Below are 16,293 nucleotides of genomic sequence, written 5' to 3'. Positions count from 1 at the left end.
GGACAGCGCAGTGGCGAGACCGTCCAGAGTGACTGGCAATTTGGTCATCCAATGGCTGCCCACAGACGCTTTGCATTGTTATGATGCAGCACAGATTTCTGAATCATAATGGATGCTTCCCATGCTGAGCTTTCTTCCCGCACCGTTGCTGGGCGTTATCGCCGCCACCCTGCTGGCCGTCAACACCGTTTTCTGGTGTTTGTTGCTCTACATTCCGGCCCTGTTAAAACTGATGATCCCACATCAGGGCTGGCGGGTACTCTGCACCAAGCTGATCATTGTGTTGTCGGAATCCTGGGTGGCGTGTAACACCGGGTGGATGAAGCTGACACAAAGCACCCAGTGGCGTGTTGAGGGCGATGACCAACTCAAGCGACAGAGCTGGTACCTGGTGCTGAGCAACCATCAGAGCTGGGTCGACATTTTCGCCATGCAGCGGGTATTCAATCGCAAGGCGCCGTTCCTGAAATTCTTTCTCAAGAAAGAGCTGATCTGGGTGCCCGTCATCGGATTGGCCTGGTGGGGACTGGATTTTCCGTTTATGAAGCGTTACTCCAAGGAATACCTGGCCAAGCACCCGGAAATGCGGGGCAAGGATATGGCAACCACGCGCAAGGCCTGCGAAAAATTTCGCGCGACCCCGGTCAGCGTGATGAACTTTGTGGAAGGCACCCGGTTTACCCCCGCCAAGCATGCGCAGCAGCGCTCACCCTACAAGCACCTGTTGAAACCCAAAGCCGGCGGTGTGTCGTTCGTGCTGGACGCGATGGGGGATTCGATTGAAACCCTGGTGGATGTGACCATTACCTATCCGAAAGGCGCCCCGACGTTTTGGGACTTCCTGTGCGGCCGCGTCGCCGAGGTCGATATGGTGATTGAGATCGTTCCGATTCCAACGGAGCTACGTAATCAGGATGAGAAAAAGCGCGGTGATGTCCGTAGCTGGGTGTCCTCAATCTGGGAGGCCAAGGATCAGCGTATTGAGCGGATACTGAACCCGGAAACGGCGGTGCAGGAAGCTTAGCGCGCACGCCCGTTGGGCGGCACCGCACGGACCCTTCCTGTCGTTACCTTGTCCCCACTTTGCTGCTACCCCGCCCCGCGGGATGACGCCGGAGCCTTGGCCAAGAGGCCTGTCAGCGCTTCCTGAGTGACAAGGACAGCCCGTTCGGCAGGGCCGTTGGGCTTTATCAGGCGTCGTCGTCCTCGGGTTCAACATCGTCCGGGTGTTCCTCCCGATAACGCTCCCAATCTTCCCAGTCATGCGGGGTGCCGGCATGGGGCCTTTTCAGGTGCTTGGCGTGCTCCATCGCATTATGGCGTAGGCTGTGGTCCCGCTCTTCCTCGTCTTCATCAAAACCGTATTTCTTCAAAAACTCGTCGGGCCGCATGGTCTTACCCTCCTGCACAATTGCTGACGTGGGCGCTGTTCCTATACCTTACATTGGGCGCCATGCATTGGCTTTTCAAGCGGGTGTTTGGGGTTCGTCCTGAGCGGGCTCCACCAGGTTGAAATTGATCTGCTTACGTTCGTCGTCGACGCCTGCGAGGGTGACGGTGACGGCCTGTTCGATCTGGAAGAATCGTTTTTTCCCTTTCAGTCGCAACGTCACTGGGTCGAAACTGAATTTCCCCTCCAGGGACTTACAGTTCACGAAGCCTTCCAGGCCATTTATGTCCAGACGAACGAAAAAACCGGCTGGAATTGTCCGGCTGATAACGCCGGTCAAGTTGGCATTGCCCAGTTGCTTGGCGAAATCGCACTTGAGCCAGGTTTCCAGGCTGTTGGCAGCCTGACGTGCCTTGATCTGGGCGGCTTGCAGTTGTTCCAGTTCCGCGTTGGTGAGTACTTTCAGCGGCTGCTGCCAAAGCACCGATTTCAGCAGCCGATGGACGTAGAAATCGCTGAATTTGCGCAAGGGTGAGGTGAAGGTGGTGTACGCTTCCAGCCCCATGCCCTGATGCGGTGCTGGCGTGAACGACAATTCGGCGCGTGCCAACTGGCGGGAGACAACGGCCTTGATCGGGATCTCGGCGGCCGGCAAATCGGTTTGCCGCATCAGGGTCTTGAACCCCTCCGGCGAAGTCGGGTCCACGTCGGCCAGCTCAGTGGCGTAGGTTTTCAGCAGCGTACGGATGTTGTCGGCGCGATCCTCCCGCAGACCGGGATGCTGAATAAACAGCCCCTGGCCCTGGCGCGTTAGGAAATTGGCGACGCTGCGATTGGCCGCGATCATGCACTCTTCCACCAGCCGATGGGCTTCGTTCTGAACCGACGGATCGATTTGACGGATGCGTCGGTTTTCATCCAGACGCATACGGAATTCCTGACGCTCCGCGCCCATCAAGGCGTGCCTGGAACGCCATTTGCGCAACACGCTGGCAACCTGATGAAGCTGGTCCAGACTGTTCAGCACTTCCGCTGACAAGGCTCGGGTATCGTCATCCTCGCGCCCTTCGATCACGTTGGCGACCAGGTCGTAGCTGAGTTTCCCCTTCGAATGAATCACGGCCTGGTGGAAACTGTAGTCCCCCAGACTGCCGTCGTTATTAACCTGCACATCGCAGATCAGCGCCAGCCGGTTTACCTCGGGCATCAGCGAACACAATCGCGTGCTGATGGCATCCGGCAGCATGGGCCGTGGTTCGCCAGGAAAGTAAATTGCGGTGGCCCGTTCCCGGGCCAGCAGTTCGGCCGGGCTGCCTTGTTTGATCAGGGCCGTTGGATCGGCGATCGCCACCGACAGGGTCCAGCCGGTGGCGTTGGGCTCGGCCAGCAGGGCATCATCCATGTCCTGGGTGTTAGGGCTGTCGATGGTGACATAGGGGCGTTCGGTTCGGTCTTCACGGGCCACCGTGTCGTTTGCGATGGCGTCTTCACTCAGGCTGTTGGCCTGGTTATCGACGGCCGCCGGCCAGGCGTCCTCGAGATCAAATGTCGCCAGCGTAAACGCACGCTCGATGCCGGGCTGGTTGGCTTTGCCCAGAATGCGGCGGATACCGGCCTGGCCTTTGCCATCCTTGATCGGGTGCCGGATGATTTCGCAATAAATGAAGTCATCGGGTTCGGCATTAAGGCGTTTTTGCGGAGGAATGAAAATCCAGCGATTGATGCCGGGGGTTTCGGGCACCACGAAGTGACCCTTGCCTTTAACCAGGTACTTACCCACGAAGGTGGTCAGGCGTGTTTCCAGCAGTTCGTCGATGGCGGCCTGGGTTTTTCCGTTGTCGCCAGGCTGTTCGGTGACCTGTACCCGGTCGCCGGGTAACACCTTCTGCATTTCTTCCGGGGGCAGAAACAGATCGCGGCCATCGTCCAGGGCAACAAATCCGAAGCGGCCGTTGGTTGCCTTGATCGTGCCGGGGAACACTACCTTGGTCGCTTCGATATCGGTTTTGAGCTGGCGCAACTGCTGGAGGGCGTCGGCGTTTAGCATGCAAAAGAACCTGACTGGGATAAGAATGAGTATGTGCGGGAGTATACCGGTTATGAGGTTCTGAGTCAGACCCTGACGACGGCACATCCGCAATTCCCGCTCAAACGGTCCCTAATCAAGGAGTTGCTAAGGCAGGCGCAAGCGCCAGAACTCACGGGTAGTCAGCAAACACCCGGGTCTGACCCTCGTCATTGAACAACAACACCTGATAAGCGTCCTGTCGGTTCCCCATTTCCATGCCGGGGGAACCGGCGGGCATGCCCGGCACGGTGAGGCCTTTGGCTTTCGGTGCCTGTTCGATCAGCCGGCGAATGTCGTTGGCCGGCACGTGGCCCTCGATCACATAACCGTCCACAAAGGCGGTATGGCAACTGGCCAGGGCGGACGTCAGTCCGGCCTCCATCTTGATCGGATTGAGGTTGTTGGTTTCCCGCACCGCCACCTCGAAATCATTCGCCTCAAGATGCTTGACCCAGTCGCCACAACAGCCGCAGCTGGGTGACTTGTAGACCGTGATAACCGACTCGTCTCCGGCGGCCGAGGCCAGCGGGCTGATGGCCATGGCGAACGCCAGGCTAAGTGCTTTGATGGTCATGGTAACGCCCTCAATGGTGGTGATCGGCTTGGGTGGGTGACGACGGCTTGGCGGTTCGTTTGCCTGAGAACCAGAACCAGCCAACGATGGCGGCCATGAGTAACACACCGCCGATATTGACCAGAATATCCATTATACGTTCCCCTTGCTGGTCTCGGACGTCTGGCTTGGTGAGGTTTTGAACAGCCGCAAGCGGTTGGCATTGGTCACGACCGTAACGGAAGACAAGGACATCGCCGCGCCCGCCAGGATCGGACTCATCAAGACTCCCCACAGAGGATAGAGTACGCCGGCGGCAATGGGAATGCCGAGGGTGTTATAGACAAACGCGCCGAACAGGTTCTGATGGATGTTGCGCACGGTGGCCCGGGAAATTTCAATGGCATCCGCGACACCGTGCAAAGAACCTCGTATCAGTGTGATGGCGGCACTTTCAATCGCGACGTCGGTACCGGTGCCGATGGCAAAGCCAACGTCGGCGGCGGCCAGTGCCGGCGCATCGTTGATGCCGTCGCCCACCATCGCCACCGTATGGCCTTTGCTGCGCATTTCCTCGACGATGCGCGCCTTGTTCTCCGGCAGGACTTCGGCCCGGACATCGTCAATTCCAGCAGCGCTCGCAATGGCACGGGCGGTGGCCTCCACATCACCGGTGACCATCATGACCCGAATGCCGGCATCGTGCAGACGCTGGATTGCCGCTTTGGAATCCGATTTGATGGCATCGGCAATGCCGATCACTCCGAGGGCCTGCTGCCCCAGCGCCAGAAACAGGGGTGTACCGGCGGCGCGGGTAATGGCGCCGGCGGCGGCATCGAGTGTCGCGACGTCAACGCCTTCGGCTTCAAGCCAGCGGCGATTGCCCAGGCGAAGCGTCTGATCGCCCAACTGCCCCCGGACACCTTTGCCGTTAAAGGCCGCAAAGCCGGTGACGGTATCCGGTCTGACACCATCGTCCATCGCGCGCGCAAGAATCGCCTCGGCCAGGGGATGCTCCGAGTGCTGCTCGAGGCCCGCCGCCAGTGTCAGCAAGCGTTGGGTGTCGCCATCGCGGGCGTGGATATGGGTGACGGTGGGGTGACCTGCCGTAATGGTGCCGGTCTTGTCCAGAATCACCAGGTCCAGTTTGCCCGCCGTCTGAAGCGCCTCACCCTGGCGGATCAAAGCGCCGTACTCGGCCGCTTTGCCGACGCCAACCATCACCGACATCGGCGTCGCCAGCCCCAGGGCGCACGGGCAGGCAATGATTAGCACGGTGGTCGCTGCCACCATCATGTGGACCACTCGGGGGTCGGGCCCGAGGTTGTACCAGACCAGGGCCGTCGCGACCGCAATCAGCATCACACTGGGCACGAACACCGCAGAAATTTGATCGGCCAGACGACCGATGGACGGTTTGGAACCCTGGGCCTTTTTCACCAACCGGATGATCTGGGCCAACGCGGTGTCACTGCCGACACGGGTCGCCTCATAGATGATTGAACCATGGGTGTTCAGGGTCCCGGCGGAGACGTCATCACCGGTGCGTTTGCTGACTGGCATCGGCTCCCCGGTCAGCATGCTCTCGTCAATGCGGGTTTCGCCCTCGATGATCGTGCCGTCTACCGGTAGCTTTTCCCCGGGCCGCACCCGGATACGATCCTGCCGTTGCACCTGCTCGATGGGCAGGTCAATCTCGCGGTGGTTGCGGATGACGCGAGCGGTTTTGGCGCGCAGGTCGAGTAAGCGCCGCACCGCCTCGGACGTCTTGCCCTTGGCGCGCAGTTCCAGTGCCTGCCCCAGATTGATCAGGCCGATGATCATGGCCGACGCCTCGAAGTACACGTGTCGTGCCATTTCCGGCAGCAGCGCCGGCAGACTGGCGACCACCATGGAATACAGCCAGGCGGTGCCGGTGCCGAGGGCGATCAGAGTATCCATGTTGGCGTTGTGGTGACGGAACGCCTTCCAGGCGCCCACATAGAAGTGCCCTCCGGTCCCCACCATCACCGCCAGGGTCAGTGCCCCGAGTGACAGCCAGATCGTCTGATTGGCCTCGGTGACCATCATGGTGCCAAAGCCCATGCCCCAAACCATCAGCGCAAGGCCGGTGCTCAGACTGATGGCCATTTTGGTCAGCAGGGCACGGTAGTGTTGACGGTCTTCCTGTTCCCGGTTATCTGCCGTGGCCTCCGGATCATCAATCACGCTGGCCCCATAACCGGCGCTGACGATGGCCCGGGTTAATGCCTGTGGGTCGCAGACGCCTTCGGCGGTGGCCGTATTGTCGGCCAGGTTCATCTGTGCCGAAGTGACGCCGTCGACGGACAACAGCGCCTGTTCGATGGTGCGGACACAGGAGGCGCAGGTGGCGCCCGTGATTGCCAGATATACCGGCGCGGCGCTGGCGCCGGTGGAGGTTTCCGGTTGCTGCGGTTCGGGTGTGTCCGCGGCGGCGTCGCCCTTGGTCGGGGCCGATACGGTATCGGTTGTGGTGTGCGGGCGCGCCGGAAAACCGGCTTGGGTCACCAGTCGGGCAGCCTCACTCAGCTTGTTGCCCATGGGTAAGGTGACGGTTTGGTTGGCCAGATCAACCTCAATGCGATCCGGGTCTGCCACCAGAGGCGCCAATGCAGAGCGGATCTTGCGGGCGCATCCCTGACAGGAAGCGCCGGTTATCGACAATACGTTTGGCAGTGGTTCGGTCATGGTGATAGCAACTCCAGGTACTTTCTGCTGACTTCCGATTACGTTCCGGCGACGTTCGAGTCTTTTCGGATTACTTTTGGATTACTTTCCGGTGGCATCCGGGGTGTCGTCCCAGTGCTCGATCAACCGGCAGATAGTATGGCCATCGGGGGTGCCGTCGGGCATCGATTGCCAGGTCGCCAGCGCCGCCTGCATGCGATCCCGTAACGCGGTAAGCTCGTTCAGTTGGGCTTCAACATCGGCCAGTCGATCCTCAAACACGCCTCTGACCATGGGGCAAGGGGAATGCCGGTCATCGGCTTGCTGCAGAATCAACTTTATTTCTGGTAGCGAGAATCCGAGTTGGCGAGCCTTGCGGGCAAAACGCAATCGCTGCAGCTCCGTGGCATCGTACTCGTGATAGTTGTTGGTGGGGTTGCGGCCAGGTTGAAGCAGGCCTTCACGGGTATAAAAGCGGATGGTATCCGGGCTTACACCGGTTTTTGCGGCAAGATCTGTCACTCTCATAACCATTCACCCCGGGGGATTGAGTCTTTGATTATGAGAGTTTAAAACCTGTGAGTCACTCACAGGTCAATCGTTGTTCAGGATTTCTTCGCTCGAAGAAAAATCTGGCAGTGCCGGCATTGATCCGGTGCCATCAGTTTGGCTTGCCACCCGATGCGGTGCCCACAGGCCGGGCAGGCCAATCGCCGTTGCAGTACGATGATGGGCGCCACCAAGGCCGCGATAATGAGGCCCAGTGGCCCCCAGCTGTGGCTGCTGGAGAGCCCGAGCTGGGTACTGAAAACCAGCACAATGACAAGTGTCACGAAGGCGAACAAAAAATAATTGCGGTTCCAGGTTTCCCAGCGTCTCAGTAGCCGGTCCTGTTCCTGTGTCAGATAACCCGAGTTCATGATAGGTGCCAGTGATGGATCGCGATAATGAAAGGGTGGGATGTCAGTTGCCCCATTTCAAGGGGCAGTGGGTAAGCTGTCAAATTTAATGCCCCGCGCCAACAAGGCCGGCAGGTCGGCTGCCGGAATGGGGCGACTGATTAAATAGCCTTGGGCCAGGTCACAGCGGTGGCTTTTTAGGAAGTTCAGCTGGGCTTCGGTTTCGATGCCCTCTGCCGCCACTTGAATGCCGAGGTTGTGGGCCAGGTTGATGACGGCCCGGGTGATGACCGCGTCGTCGTGGCGGTCGGTGACGTTGGTGATAAAGGAGCGGTCAATTTTCAGCAAGTCCACCGGGAAGTCGCGCAGGTAGGCCAGGGATGAATAGCCGACACCAAAATCGTCAATGGCCAGGTGCACACCCAGCTTGTTCAGCCGGGTCAGCTGGTCAAGGTTGCGCTCAAGGTTGGCGATGAAGATTTCTTCTGTCAGCTCGACCTCCAGGCGATCCGCTGGCACACCGTGCTTGGCTAACGCCTGTTGAATGTGTTCCACCAGCCCTTTGTCGTCCAGTTCCCGGCCGGACAGATTCACCGCCACGCGCAGGTGGCTGAGCGGCCCATCGCTCCACTCGGCCAATTGGCGGCAGGCCGCCAGCACCACCCAGCGGCCGATATCGGTAATGCGACCGCTTTCTTCTGCCAGGGGGATAAACTCAATAGGAGGCAACAGGCCGCGCTCCGGATGCTGCCAGCGGATCAGCGCCTCAACACTGCCCATTTGCATCGTGGCCAAATCGAGTTGCGGTTGGTAGTAGAGGACAAACTCGTCACGCGCCAGAGCGTTGTTGAGGTCTTTGTCCAACTCCAGTCGCATCACTTCCCGGTCCTGCATACCCTCGGTATAAAACTGATAGGTATTGCGACCGCTGTCCTTGGCCCGGTAAAGCGCAATATCGGCATTGCGCAACAGGATATCGGCATCCAGCCCGCTTTGCGGGTAGACGGCAACGCCCATGGTGGCGGTAATGGTGTGAGCTTCGTTCTGTACAATGAAGGGCTTGCTGAAGCACTGTTTCACGTGACCCAACAGGTTGATGACGTCATCAATGTCTTCCACCTGTTGTTGGCAAATCATGAATTCGTCACCGCCGGAATAGGCGACCAGCACGCGCTCGTCACTCAGTTGATTGAGGCGCTCGGACACTTTGATCAACAGCTCGTCGCCAAACTGATGCCCCAGCGAATCGTTGAGCATTTGAAAGCGATCCAGATCAATCATGACCAGCGCCACTTGGCGAAGCTGGCGGTCGGCGATCGACAAGGTGTGGGCCAGATCCTCCATGAAGAACCGGCGATTGGCGAGCCCGGTCAGGGCATCCGTGGATGCCAGTCGCGCCAGATCCTGCTGAATAGCCTTACGCTGGTCAACTTCCTGTTCCAGCTCCGAACGGGTTTTCAGCAAAACCTGATTGCGTTTCAGAATCAGTTGCACCAGAAGCACGGATACACTGACCATCGCCCCCACCGCCACCATAGTGACAAAGGTGACCCACGGCCAGAAGCTCCGATGCTGAGTGGCCCAGAGCTTGGTGGGCGACAATTTCAATGCCCATTCAACGGCCGGCAAATTGACCGGTACCTGTTCCGAGAAGTTTGTGATTAGCGCGGAGTCGGCGTTCAGTTGATAAGCACTCTGGCCCGATTCCATGATGTCGAGCTGAAAGTGGTTGCGAATCCGAGGTGCCTGCAGGGCTTCCAACAGGTTCTCCATTCTGAAGACACCGGCGATAAAGCCGTTGTTCCTATCCGACGCCCCGATTGGGGCATAAATCACCAGACCGGTTCCCCCCTGTTTCAGTTGGATAACCCCGGAAACGTCCAATGAGCCGGTCAGGATTGCGCGGTCCAGAGCCTCGTGGCGGGCATCGGAAAACGCAACATTGAAGCCCAGAACGTCTTCATTGCCGGTGAAGGGCTCCACCCATCGAACCAGAAAATCGCGGCTGATCCACTCGATGGCCTGGTAGGTCTCGAAATCTGTCAGGTAATTTCTGGCGTCTTCACGCCACTGCGCCTCGGATATGGCGGGTAGCACTTTTCGGCGTTCCGCCATGCGCTTGAGGGCTTCGACATGACGGGTGAAGTCCCGCTCCAGCTCCCGGGCCAGGCTCTTTGCTTCGGACTGCAGCCGGCTGCTGATCTGAGCGTCGTTCTGCTGGTCGATGCCAAATTTAAGGGTGCTGGCAATGCCGAGAAACAGCAGAAAAATCAGCACGGGCAAAGCTGGGTGCGCAAGCCACCGAAGGATGATGCCCGAGTAGGGTTTTCGATTCTGCACGCTTCACTATGCTCCGGTTCGTCAAATGACAAGGACCTACCAAGCCGAGGCCGATCACCGTTCCGATGTCAGAGTATGACCTATATCCATGATCTGATTCATCCTTTCGCTGACGGATACACCATGGGCGCCGTCCGGCAACGGCTGGTTGATGCCGTAAAGCTGATTGTCAGCATCCAGTGGATCGTCGGCAAGGTCAATGATGACGGGCACGCACGGCCGTTTGTTGGCGTCCAGTACGATTTCAATTTTGGGCTTGAGCTTCTTGCCAGGGTGGGAGGCGAGAACCAGTGCGACCTCGCCGGAACTGAGTTCAAGCAACGTGCCCGGCGGGTAGATGCCCACCATCCGGATAAAGCTCTCAATCATTGCCGCGTCAAACTGCTCGCCCCGACCGCGGTATAAAATCCGCAACGCATCGGAGGCTGACAGTCCCTTGCGGTAACAGCGATTGCTGGTGATGGCATCGAACGCATCCACAATCGATATCAGGCGCGCGTACCGGCTGATCTGCCATTCTTCCAGTTGTTGAGGGTAACCCTTGCCATCGATACGTTCATGGTGGTGACGCGACACGTCCGCCACAATAGGTTCCAGGGTATGCTGCGATTGCAGCAGCTCAAATCCGAGCTCGCTGTGGCGCCGCATTTCCTCCATTTCAGCCGGCGTCAGCTCTCCGGGCTTGTTGAGAATGGCATGACTGATTTTGAGTTTCCCGATATCGTGCAACATTCCACAGAGACCGACCACTTCCAGGTCGTCACTGGGCAACCCTATAAAGCGGCCAAAGGCAATGGCGTAAACAGCCACCCGCATGCAATGTTCAGCGGTGTAGGCATCGTCGGACTTGATGCGTGTCATCCAGAACATGGCATTCGCATTGGCGGTAATGCTTTTGACGCAGTCCTGGATGACCGGGCGCGCATCGGCCAGGCTTACCGCGTCATTCCGTTCGATGGCATCCAGGACCTGGTCAACAAAGATCTGCCCTTGATAGTACGCGGCATGCGCCCGGGGCAATTCATCCGCCAGCGAGTGGGCCTCAGCCATCGGTTTACCGATTTTGTGGTTGAGCAGCGACATTTTTCCCTGTGCGAGGGCCAGTTGACCCCGTTCGCCTTCCACCAAGACCCATTGGCAGTAGTGGCGTAGCAGCCGGGTCTGTTCGTCCGTCTCAACGGTAAAGCCTTGAAACAGAACCGGTAACTCGGTCCAGGGACGGTCAAGCTTGACGATTCGCATACCCGGCTCGATAAGATCCACCGGCAGTCGGATGCGCGTCACCGTCTGACCAAGGTCAGGCGGTGCAGTTGTGCTTGTGCTTGTGCTTGTGCTCGGTTTTGAAGTGCGTGCGCTGGTTTTACGTCTGAACCACATGACTCTGCCAGTCTCATCTTTATGGTGAGTGCAGTATGGCAGAAAAACAAACGTTCGCACTTGCGGCTGTGTCGTAAGTCGTTAGCGCGACGCTGGTTTAGAAAGCGAGCGTTCCGGTCCAGGACGACACGACACAGAATACGGCCACCACCAGGCATATTTTCGCGAAAGACAGGACTTGTTCACTCATGACGTACCTCCACCCGGCTAGGGGGTTTAGCTCCGTAACGGTCATTACGCCGCAATTTCAGTTCCGTTTTGGCAAAAGGGTCCCCAATCAAACAGCTTGCAAGCGGACGCTACAGCAACGTCTCAAATGAGGCCGGCTGTATGTGTAAAGTATCGTGACAATGATGACGGGGTGATGACACCAACGGTCACAGTCGGGGAGGGCTGAGAGCGGGCTTTGGTGTCTGCTGGCCTAAAAGAGACCCTTGCCAGGCCCCTGCGGTTGGAAGTGCCGTGCCCTCAGGAGGCGGCGCGGGTCACCAGAGGGACTCCGAGACGGGGGATTTCCTGCTTGGGGCAACGGTCCATAACCACGGTCAGGCCTTCAGCTTCAGCCTGGTGGGCTGCCTCTTCGTTGATGACGCCAATTTGTAGCCAGAGGATCGGAATTTTAAGGGCGATGGCAGCCTCCATGACAGGGCCGGTGTGATCGGAGGCCAGGAACAGGTCGGCCATATCCACACGCTCGGGGATCGATTGAAGGTTGGGGTAAACGGTTTCGCCCAGCAAGGTTTGCCCCGCCAGTCTTGGATTCACCGGTATCACCCGATAACCGCGCCCCTGGAGATAGGCCATGACCTGATGGCTTGCGCGGTGAAGTTTTTCACTGGCACCCACCATAGCAATGGTGCGAACCGCGGTCAGGATATGACGCAACGTCTCCGGGTTGCTCGCTGGCATGGTAGTTGGCCTTGCTGTTTACTGGGGATGGTTCCGACGCGCTTCGAGCGTTACCGAAACCGACTCAGCGTAGCGTAACGCGTGGGGCTTATCTATTTCCACTCTCGCCCATTCGACCGCGCCGTGCTCCATCACGATACCCAGTACTTCGTGGGTCATGCGCTCAAGCAAGGCAAATCGGTTGCCATCGATATGACGAATGATCTGTTTGGTGATGGTCCGGTAGTTCAACGCCGATTCAATTTCATTGTTGTCGATTGCGGCGGTGGCATCGTACGTCAGGCATACGTTGATGAGCACATCCTGCTGATTATTAATTTCCTCTTCTTTGATGCCGATGTAGGTTCTGAGCAGCAAGTCCTTGATGCGAACAGTGGCCTGGTGGCTGAGCTCCGATGTGGTCATGGCGACGCTCCTAGCGTTTCTGAATCAGGTTTAAGAATTCAGCGCGAGTGGCTTGGGATTGTCGGAAGGAGCCCAGCATCATCGACGTTTTCATCAGGGAATTTTGCTTTTCGACACCGCGCATCATCATGCACATGTGTTTTGCTTCAATAACCACCGCAACGCCTTTGGCATTGGTGACACTTTCAATGGCATCGGCAATCTGTCGGGTCAGATTTTCCTGAATCTGGAAGCGACGGGCATACATATCAACAATCCGGGCGAATTTGGACAGTCCAAGCACCCGGCCTTGTGGGATGTAGGCTATGTGGCACTTGCCGATGAAGGGCAAAAGGTGGTGCTCGCACATGCTGTAGAGTTCGATGTCCTGAATCACCACCATTTCATCCATGGACGATTCAAAAACGGCGCCGTTGACCAGTTCAGTGAGGTTCTGCTGATAACCCTTGGTTAAAAACTGCATGGCCTTGGCAGCTCTCTTGGGGGTGTCCTGCAGCCCTTCGCGGGTGGCATCCTCGCCCAGTCCGGAGATGATTCCCCGGTAGTGATCCGTCAGGTCATTCAGTTTATTGGTCATGGTGTTTTCCGTTGTGCAAAAGTGTTTGAGCAGCTCATGATAATGAATTGGGTAATGTCGCGCGACACACTCTGGTTCTGTTACGTGCCAAAGCAGCAAAAGGACCAATGGCGATGGTGGTCAGCACGATCGGGCAACCGGAGCACTGGCGTACCCGGTTGCTTTGTTTTACAGTTTCACGCTTTGGCAGATGGCAAAGGATACCTATGGAACAGGTAACACCCAACGGCGCGGATGCCTCCCTAACCGGTGCTTCCGTGACACCGGATCAATGGCAGCAGGGCGGCAAATGGTTCAGCTACGGTGAGCACGCCATTTTCAGTCGCATGGCGGGTCAGGGTGAACCGCTGGTGTTGTTGCACGGGTTTCCGACCGCCAGCTGGGACTGGAATCGGGTCTGGCCATTGCTGACACAGCATTATAAAGTCTTGGCCGTCGACATGTTGGGTTTTGGATTCTCCGATAAACCCATCGACTACGACTACAGCATTGACGACCAAGCGGACTTGCAGCAGGGCTGGATTGAGGGGCTTGGGCTGAAAAGTGTGCACTTGCTGGCCCACGATTACGGCTGCAGCGTGGCGCAGGAATTACTCGCCCGGGAGCAAGAGGGCGGGCTGGGCTTCGCCATTGCCAGCGTCTGCTTTTTGAATGGTGCATTATTTCCGGAAGTCCATCGTCCGTTGCTGATTCAGACCCTATTAAGCAGCCCAATGGGGGGGCTTGTCAGCCGTGGGCTGACCCGCCGGATATTCGATTACAACTTCAGTCACCTGTTCGCCCCCCATCGCCAGCCCAGTCGCGGGGAGTTGGATAATTTTTGGCAATTGCTGACCTACAATAACGGTCGCGGCATTCTGCATCGCCTGATTCGGTATATGGAAGAGCGCCGGTGTCACCGCCACCGTTGGGTCGGTGCGCTGCAGGCCGCACGACAACCCATGCGGCTGATATCCGGAACGGCGGACCCGGTATCCGGGGCCGGAATGGCCATGCGGTATCGCGAATTGATAGCGCAGCCCGACGTCGTCAGCCTGCGGGGCGTCGGACACTACCCACATTACGAAAGTCCTGACGAGGTCTATCGAGCCTTTCGGGATTTTCACAAGACCCAGGCTGCAGATCGCTAGGACAGATTGGTCGCATTCTCAGGACCCGGCGCGTCGGAATCCATCGACCCCCTCAGCGTTACGGTTCGGTTTCGGCCTTTCGATTTCGCCGAATACAGGGCCTGGTCCGCACGATTGAGCCAGGTTGACCAGGTTTCGCCCTTAATCACTTCCGTTACCCCCGCGCTGGCCGTGAGCTGGATGTCCTCCAGAAAGGGTCCGGCACTGATGGTCGTCAAGAGTTGATGGGCCAGTGTTTCGGCATCTTTCTGCCGAGTCTCCGGCAGCACCAACATAAACTCCTCACCGCCAATCCGAAACAGTTGATCGCTGTCCCGTAAACGCCGTCGCAATCGATTGGCCGCTTCTTGCAGTACATTGTCACCCGCGACATGGCCCCAGCGGTCGTTGACCGCCTTGAAGTGATCGAGGTCAATCAGGATCAGGCTGGAGACGCGTTCATAGCGCTCGCGCAGCTGGATCTGGCTGTTCAGTATATCGGCGAGCTGCGAACGATTGAGACAGCCCGTCAGTGGATCTGTGGTGGCGAGACGAGTCAGCTCGGTTTGCAGGCGCCCAACCAGCCAGGCAAAGACCAGCACGAAGATACAGGTGAGTGCCAGCGAAAACACGATGCGCCAGAAGTCGGGTTCGGGGAACTGGCCAAACGACACCATCGCCATGGCACCAATGAACAGAATGTTACTGATGCAGGCTTCTCGCAGTGACAGCAGAAAAAAAATGGACGCAATGACCGGGTAGGACCAGTACAACCCGGGATAACCGTTAATCGCGGTGGAGTAGACAGCGCACAACGCCGCCAGGATGGCAAAAAAACGGCCTTCGAACAGGTACTTCTGGCGCCAGCGCAGGCAGGCCATCACCGCCACGGCATTGACGCAGAACAGGGCAAGCAAGGCTGCCAGCAATTTGTGGTCCAGGCTCCACTGCACCAGAATCAGGGGCGCGGCCGCGACCAGGGCCCAGAAATGAAGGTGGTAGACAATTTGTCGGCGGTAGCCCAGGACAACCAACGTCGGGTTGCTTGCCTTCATGCTTGTGGCGGTCCACTTGGTCACTAAACTCTCCTACCGGGCCGGAGCCCCGGCACCTGGGCAAGCTGCTGAAACATCCTGTGTCAACATCGAGATAAGCGTCACACACTCAGTGCGACGGTTGCCCGACAAAAGCAGGCCTTGGCCTTGTCACCCGGGCCAGCAGCTTACGCCGCACTGCCCAGACCTGGCACATTCAGAGTCTAGCACGCGTTTATGGGGAGGGAAGCGAAAGTTAGGAACGGCGGGAGCGAAAGGCCAGGCCACCCTCGACATAGTCGACAAAGTGATTGAACAAGGTGGCATCGTCGGGCCGGATATTGCCGAAAGGCGTATTCGCCAACAAATCGATTTCGGCGGCCCCGTGAATCAGGTTTACAAAGGTGAACGCCAACCGGACGCGCAGTGAATTGCGGGGAATCTCCGGTAACACACGGTGCAACTGGGCTTCGATTCGTTCAATTTCGAGACGAAAATGCCGGTTCAGCAGGCGCATGATGTCGCGCGTGTTGTCGGCGTGCAGGTGCGCCATAAAACGCAGTGCCGACGGCCCCCAGTCGTTGTGGTCCGAGAGCAGCGACAAATAAGGCAACAGGGTGGCACGAACGACCTCACGCAGCGTGGGCGACGGTGACGCTTCAACCGCCACAATGCCGGCCTCAAATTGGGGGCGGAGGTGATCGGTGATCATTGTGAGGACGGCCTCGATGACGCCCAGACGGTTACCGAAATGGTAGTGTGCCGCTGCCGAATTCCGAGTACCGGACTCGGCGCTGATGGTGCGCAAAGACACCCCTTCGAGGCCTTTCTGAGCGTACAACTCAAGCGCCGTTAACAGAATTTTCTGGCGGGTGGACTCACCGTGACTGATGTGGGGCATAAACTGGCTCAGACGCTGTTTTTCGCAGTATACATTAACCATG

Annotated in this window: 16 protein-coding genes; 2 read left to right on the top strand and 14 right to left on the bottom strand. The window is 58.0% G+C overall.

Annotation, left to right across the window (positions count from 1 at the left end):
• The first annotated feature begins 121 nt into the window (after positions 1-121).
• Positions 122-1,024: a 1-acylglycerol-3-phosphate O-acyltransferase, YihG family gene (locus tag GRX64_RS10555; protein ID WP_166266917.1), complete on the top strand. Its 903-nt coding sequence runs from the start codon at positions 122-124 to the stop codon at positions 1,022-1,024.
• A 166-nt stretch (positions 1,025-1,190) separates the two neighbouring features.
• Here GRX64_RS10555 and GRX64_RS10550 read toward each other — a convergent pair whose 3' ends face one another.
• From GRX64_RS10550 to folE, 12 genes are all read right to left on the bottom strand, one after another.
• Entirely contained in the window at positions 1,191-1,391 is a 201-nt protein-coding gene (locus tag GRX64_RS10550; protein ID WP_166266915.1) for a hypothetical protein, read from the bottom strand.
• A gap of 75 nt (positions 1,392-1,466) precedes the next feature.
• Positions 1,467-3,437 carry a ribonuclease R family protein gene (locus GRX64_RS10545; protein ID WP_166266913.1) on the bottom strand — a complete coding sequence of 657 codons (1,971 nt, stop codon included), beginning with the start codon at positions 3,435-3,437 and terminating at the stop codon, positions 1,467-1,469.
• A gap of 151 nt (positions 3,438-3,588) precedes the next feature.
• On the bottom strand, positions 3,589-4,032 hold the full coding sequence (locus GRX64_RS10540; protein WP_166266911.1) for a DUF411 domain-containing protein: 444 nt from the start codon (positions 4,030-4,032) through the stop codon (positions 3,589-3,591).
• Positions 4,033-4,042: 10 nt separating this feature from the next.
• A complete protein-coding gene (locus GRX64_RS19730) occupies positions 4,043-4,165 on the bottom strand; it encodes a hypothetical protein (RefSeq protein WP_282433946.1) in 123 nt (40 codons plus the stop codon).
• On the bottom strand, positions 4,165-6,720 hold the full coding sequence (locus tag GRX64_RS10535) for a heavy metal translocating P-type ATPase (protein WP_166266909.1): 2,556 nt from the start codon (positions 6,718-6,720) through the stop codon (positions 4,165-4,167). Before GRX64_RS10535 ends, GRX64_RS19730 begins: the two co-directional genes overlap by 1 nt.
• An 81-nt stretch (positions 6,721-6,801) precedes the next feature.
• Positions 6,802-7,227, bottom strand: coding sequence for a MerR family transcriptional regulator (locus GRX64_RS10530; RefSeq protein WP_166266907.1), 426 nt, complete (start codon positions 7,225-7,227; stop codon positions 6,802-6,804).
• A 77-nt stretch (positions 7,228-7,304) separates the two neighbouring features.
• On the bottom strand, positions 7,305-7,619 hold the full coding sequence (locus GRX64_RS10525) for a hypothetical protein (RefSeq protein ID WP_166266905.1): 315 nt from the start codon (positions 7,617-7,619) through the stop codon (positions 7,305-7,307).
• A 57-nt stretch (positions 7,620-7,676) separates the two neighbouring features.
• On the bottom strand, positions 7,677-9,938 hold the full coding sequence (locus GRX64_RS10520; protein ID WP_235937622.1) for a putative bifunctional diguanylate cyclase/phosphodiesterase: 2,262 nt from the start codon (positions 9,936-9,938) through the stop codon (positions 7,677-7,679).
• A gap of 54 nt (positions 9,939-9,992) precedes the next feature.
• Positions 9,993-11,222 (bottom strand): HD-GYP domain-containing protein, encoded by a 1,230-nt coding sequence (locus GRX64_RS10515; protein ID WP_235937621.1) that lies wholly within the window; start codon positions 11,220-11,222, stop codon positions 9,993-9,995.
• A gap of 561 nt (positions 11,223-11,783) precedes the next feature.
• Positions 11,784-12,224: a CoA-binding protein gene (locus GRX64_RS10510; protein WP_166266901.1), complete on the bottom strand. Its 441-nt coding sequence runs from the start codon at positions 12,222-12,224 to the stop codon at positions 11,784-11,786.
• An 18-nt stretch (positions 12,225-12,242) separates the two neighbouring features.
• The gene (folX, locus tag GRX64_RS10505; RefSeq protein ID WP_166266899.1) at positions 12,243-12,629 is read right to left on the bottom strand and encodes a dihydroneopterin triphosphate 2'-epimerase; all 387 of its coding nucleotides are present in this window, start codon (positions 12,627-12,629) and stop codon (positions 12,243-12,245) included.
• Positions 12,630-12,639: 10 nt separating this feature from the next.
• A complete protein-coding gene (gene folE / locus GRX64_RS10500) occupies positions 12,640-13,206 on the bottom strand; it encodes a GTP cyclohydrolase I FolE (RefSeq protein ID WP_166266897.1) in 567 nt (188 codons plus the stop codon).
• A 206-nt stretch (positions 13,207-13,412) separates the two neighbouring features.
• Between folE and GRX64_RS10495 the strand changes: the two genes are divergently transcribed.
• A complete protein-coding gene (locus tag GRX64_RS10495; RefSeq protein ID WP_166266896.1) occupies positions 13,413-14,336 on the top strand; it encodes an alpha/beta fold hydrolase in 924 nt (307 codons plus the stop codon).
• On the opposite strand, the gene GRX64_RS10490 is transcribed toward GRX64_RS10495, so the two are convergent.
• Both GRX64_RS10490 and GRX64_RS10485 read right to left on the bottom strand, forming a co-directional pair.
• The gene (locus GRX64_RS10490) at positions 14,333-15,370 is read right to left on the bottom strand and encodes a GGDEF domain-containing protein (RefSeq protein WP_166267101.1); all 1,038 of its coding nucleotides are present in this window, start codon (positions 15,368-15,370) and stop codon (positions 14,333-14,335) included. The two genes, GRX64_RS10495 and GRX64_RS10490, sit on opposite strands and share 4 nt — an antisense overlap.
• Before the next feature lie 235 nt (positions 15,371-15,605).
• The gene (locus tag GRX64_RS10485) at positions 15,606-16,250 is read right to left on the bottom strand and encodes a TetR/AcrR family transcriptional regulator (RefSeq protein ID WP_166266894.1); all 645 of its coding nucleotides are present in this window, start codon (positions 16,248-16,250) and stop codon (positions 15,606-15,608) included.
• Between the last annotated feature and the right edge of the window lie 43 nt (positions 16,251-16,293).

Source organism: Marinobacter caseinilyticus (assembly GCF_011074955.1).
GTDB classification, from domain to species: Bacteria; Pseudomonadota; Gammaproteobacteria; order Pseudomonadales; family Oleiphilaceae; genus Marinobacter; species Marinobacter caseinilyticus.
This window is presented reverse-complemented; position numbering and strand designations above follow the sequence as displayed.

Bases quoted from the DNA above. Each gene is read 5' to 3' on its own strand.
- GRX64_RS10550 (WP_166266915.1), bottom strand. From the start codon at position 1,391: ATGCGGCCCGACGAGTTTTTGAAGAAATACGGTTTTGATGAAGACGAG.
- GRX64_RS10535 (WP_166266909.1), bottom strand. From the start codon at position 6,720: ATGACCGAACCACTGCCAAACGTATTGTCGATAACCGGCGCTTCCTGT.
- GRX64_RS10530 (WP_166266907.1), bottom strand. From the start codon at position 7,227: ATGAGAGTGACAGATCTTGCCGCAAAAACCGGTGTAAGCCCGGATACC.
- GRX64_RS10510 (WP_166266901.1), bottom strand. From the start codon at position 12,224: ATGCCAGCGAGCAACCCGGAGACGTTGCGTCATATCCTGACCGCGGTT.
- GRX64_RS10485 (WP_166266894.1), bottom strand. From the start codon at position 16,250: ATGCCCCACATCAGTCACGGTGAGTCCACCCGCCAGAAAATTCTGTTA.
- GRX64_RS19730 (WP_282433946.1), bottom strand. From the start codon at position 4,165: ATGGATATTCTGGTCAATATCGGCGGTGTGTTACTCATGGCCGCCATC.
- GRX64_RS10490 (WP_166267101.1), bottom strand. From the start codon at position 15,370: ATGAAGGCAAGCAACCCGACGTTGGTTGTCCTGGGCTACCGCCGACAA.
- GRX64_RS10545 (WP_166266913.1), bottom strand. From the start codon at position 3,437: ATGCTAAACGCCGACGCCCTCCAGCAGTTGCGCCAGCTCAAAACCGAT.
- folX (WP_166266899.1), bottom strand. From the start codon at position 12,629: ATGACCACATCGGAGCTCAGCCACCAGGCCACTGTTCGCATCAAGGAC.
- folE (WP_166266897.1), bottom strand. From the start codon at position 13,206: ATGACCAATAAACTGAATGACCTGACGGATCACTACCGGGGAATCATC.
- GRX64_RS10555 (WP_166266917.1), top strand. From the start codon at position 122: ATGCTGAGCTTTCTTCCCGCACCGTTGCTGGGCGTTATCGCCGCCACC.
- GRX64_RS10525 (WP_166266905.1), bottom strand. From the start codon at position 7,619: ATGAACTCGGGTTATCTGACACAGGAACAGGACCGGCTACTGAGACGC.
- GRX64_RS10540 (WP_166266911.1), bottom strand. From the start codon at position 4,032: ATGACCATCAAAGCACTTAGCCTGGCGTTCGCCATGGCCATCAGCCCG.
- GRX64_RS10495 (WP_166266896.1), top strand. From the start codon at position 13,413: ATGGAACAGGTAACACCCAACGGCGCGGATGCCTCCCTAACCGGTGCT.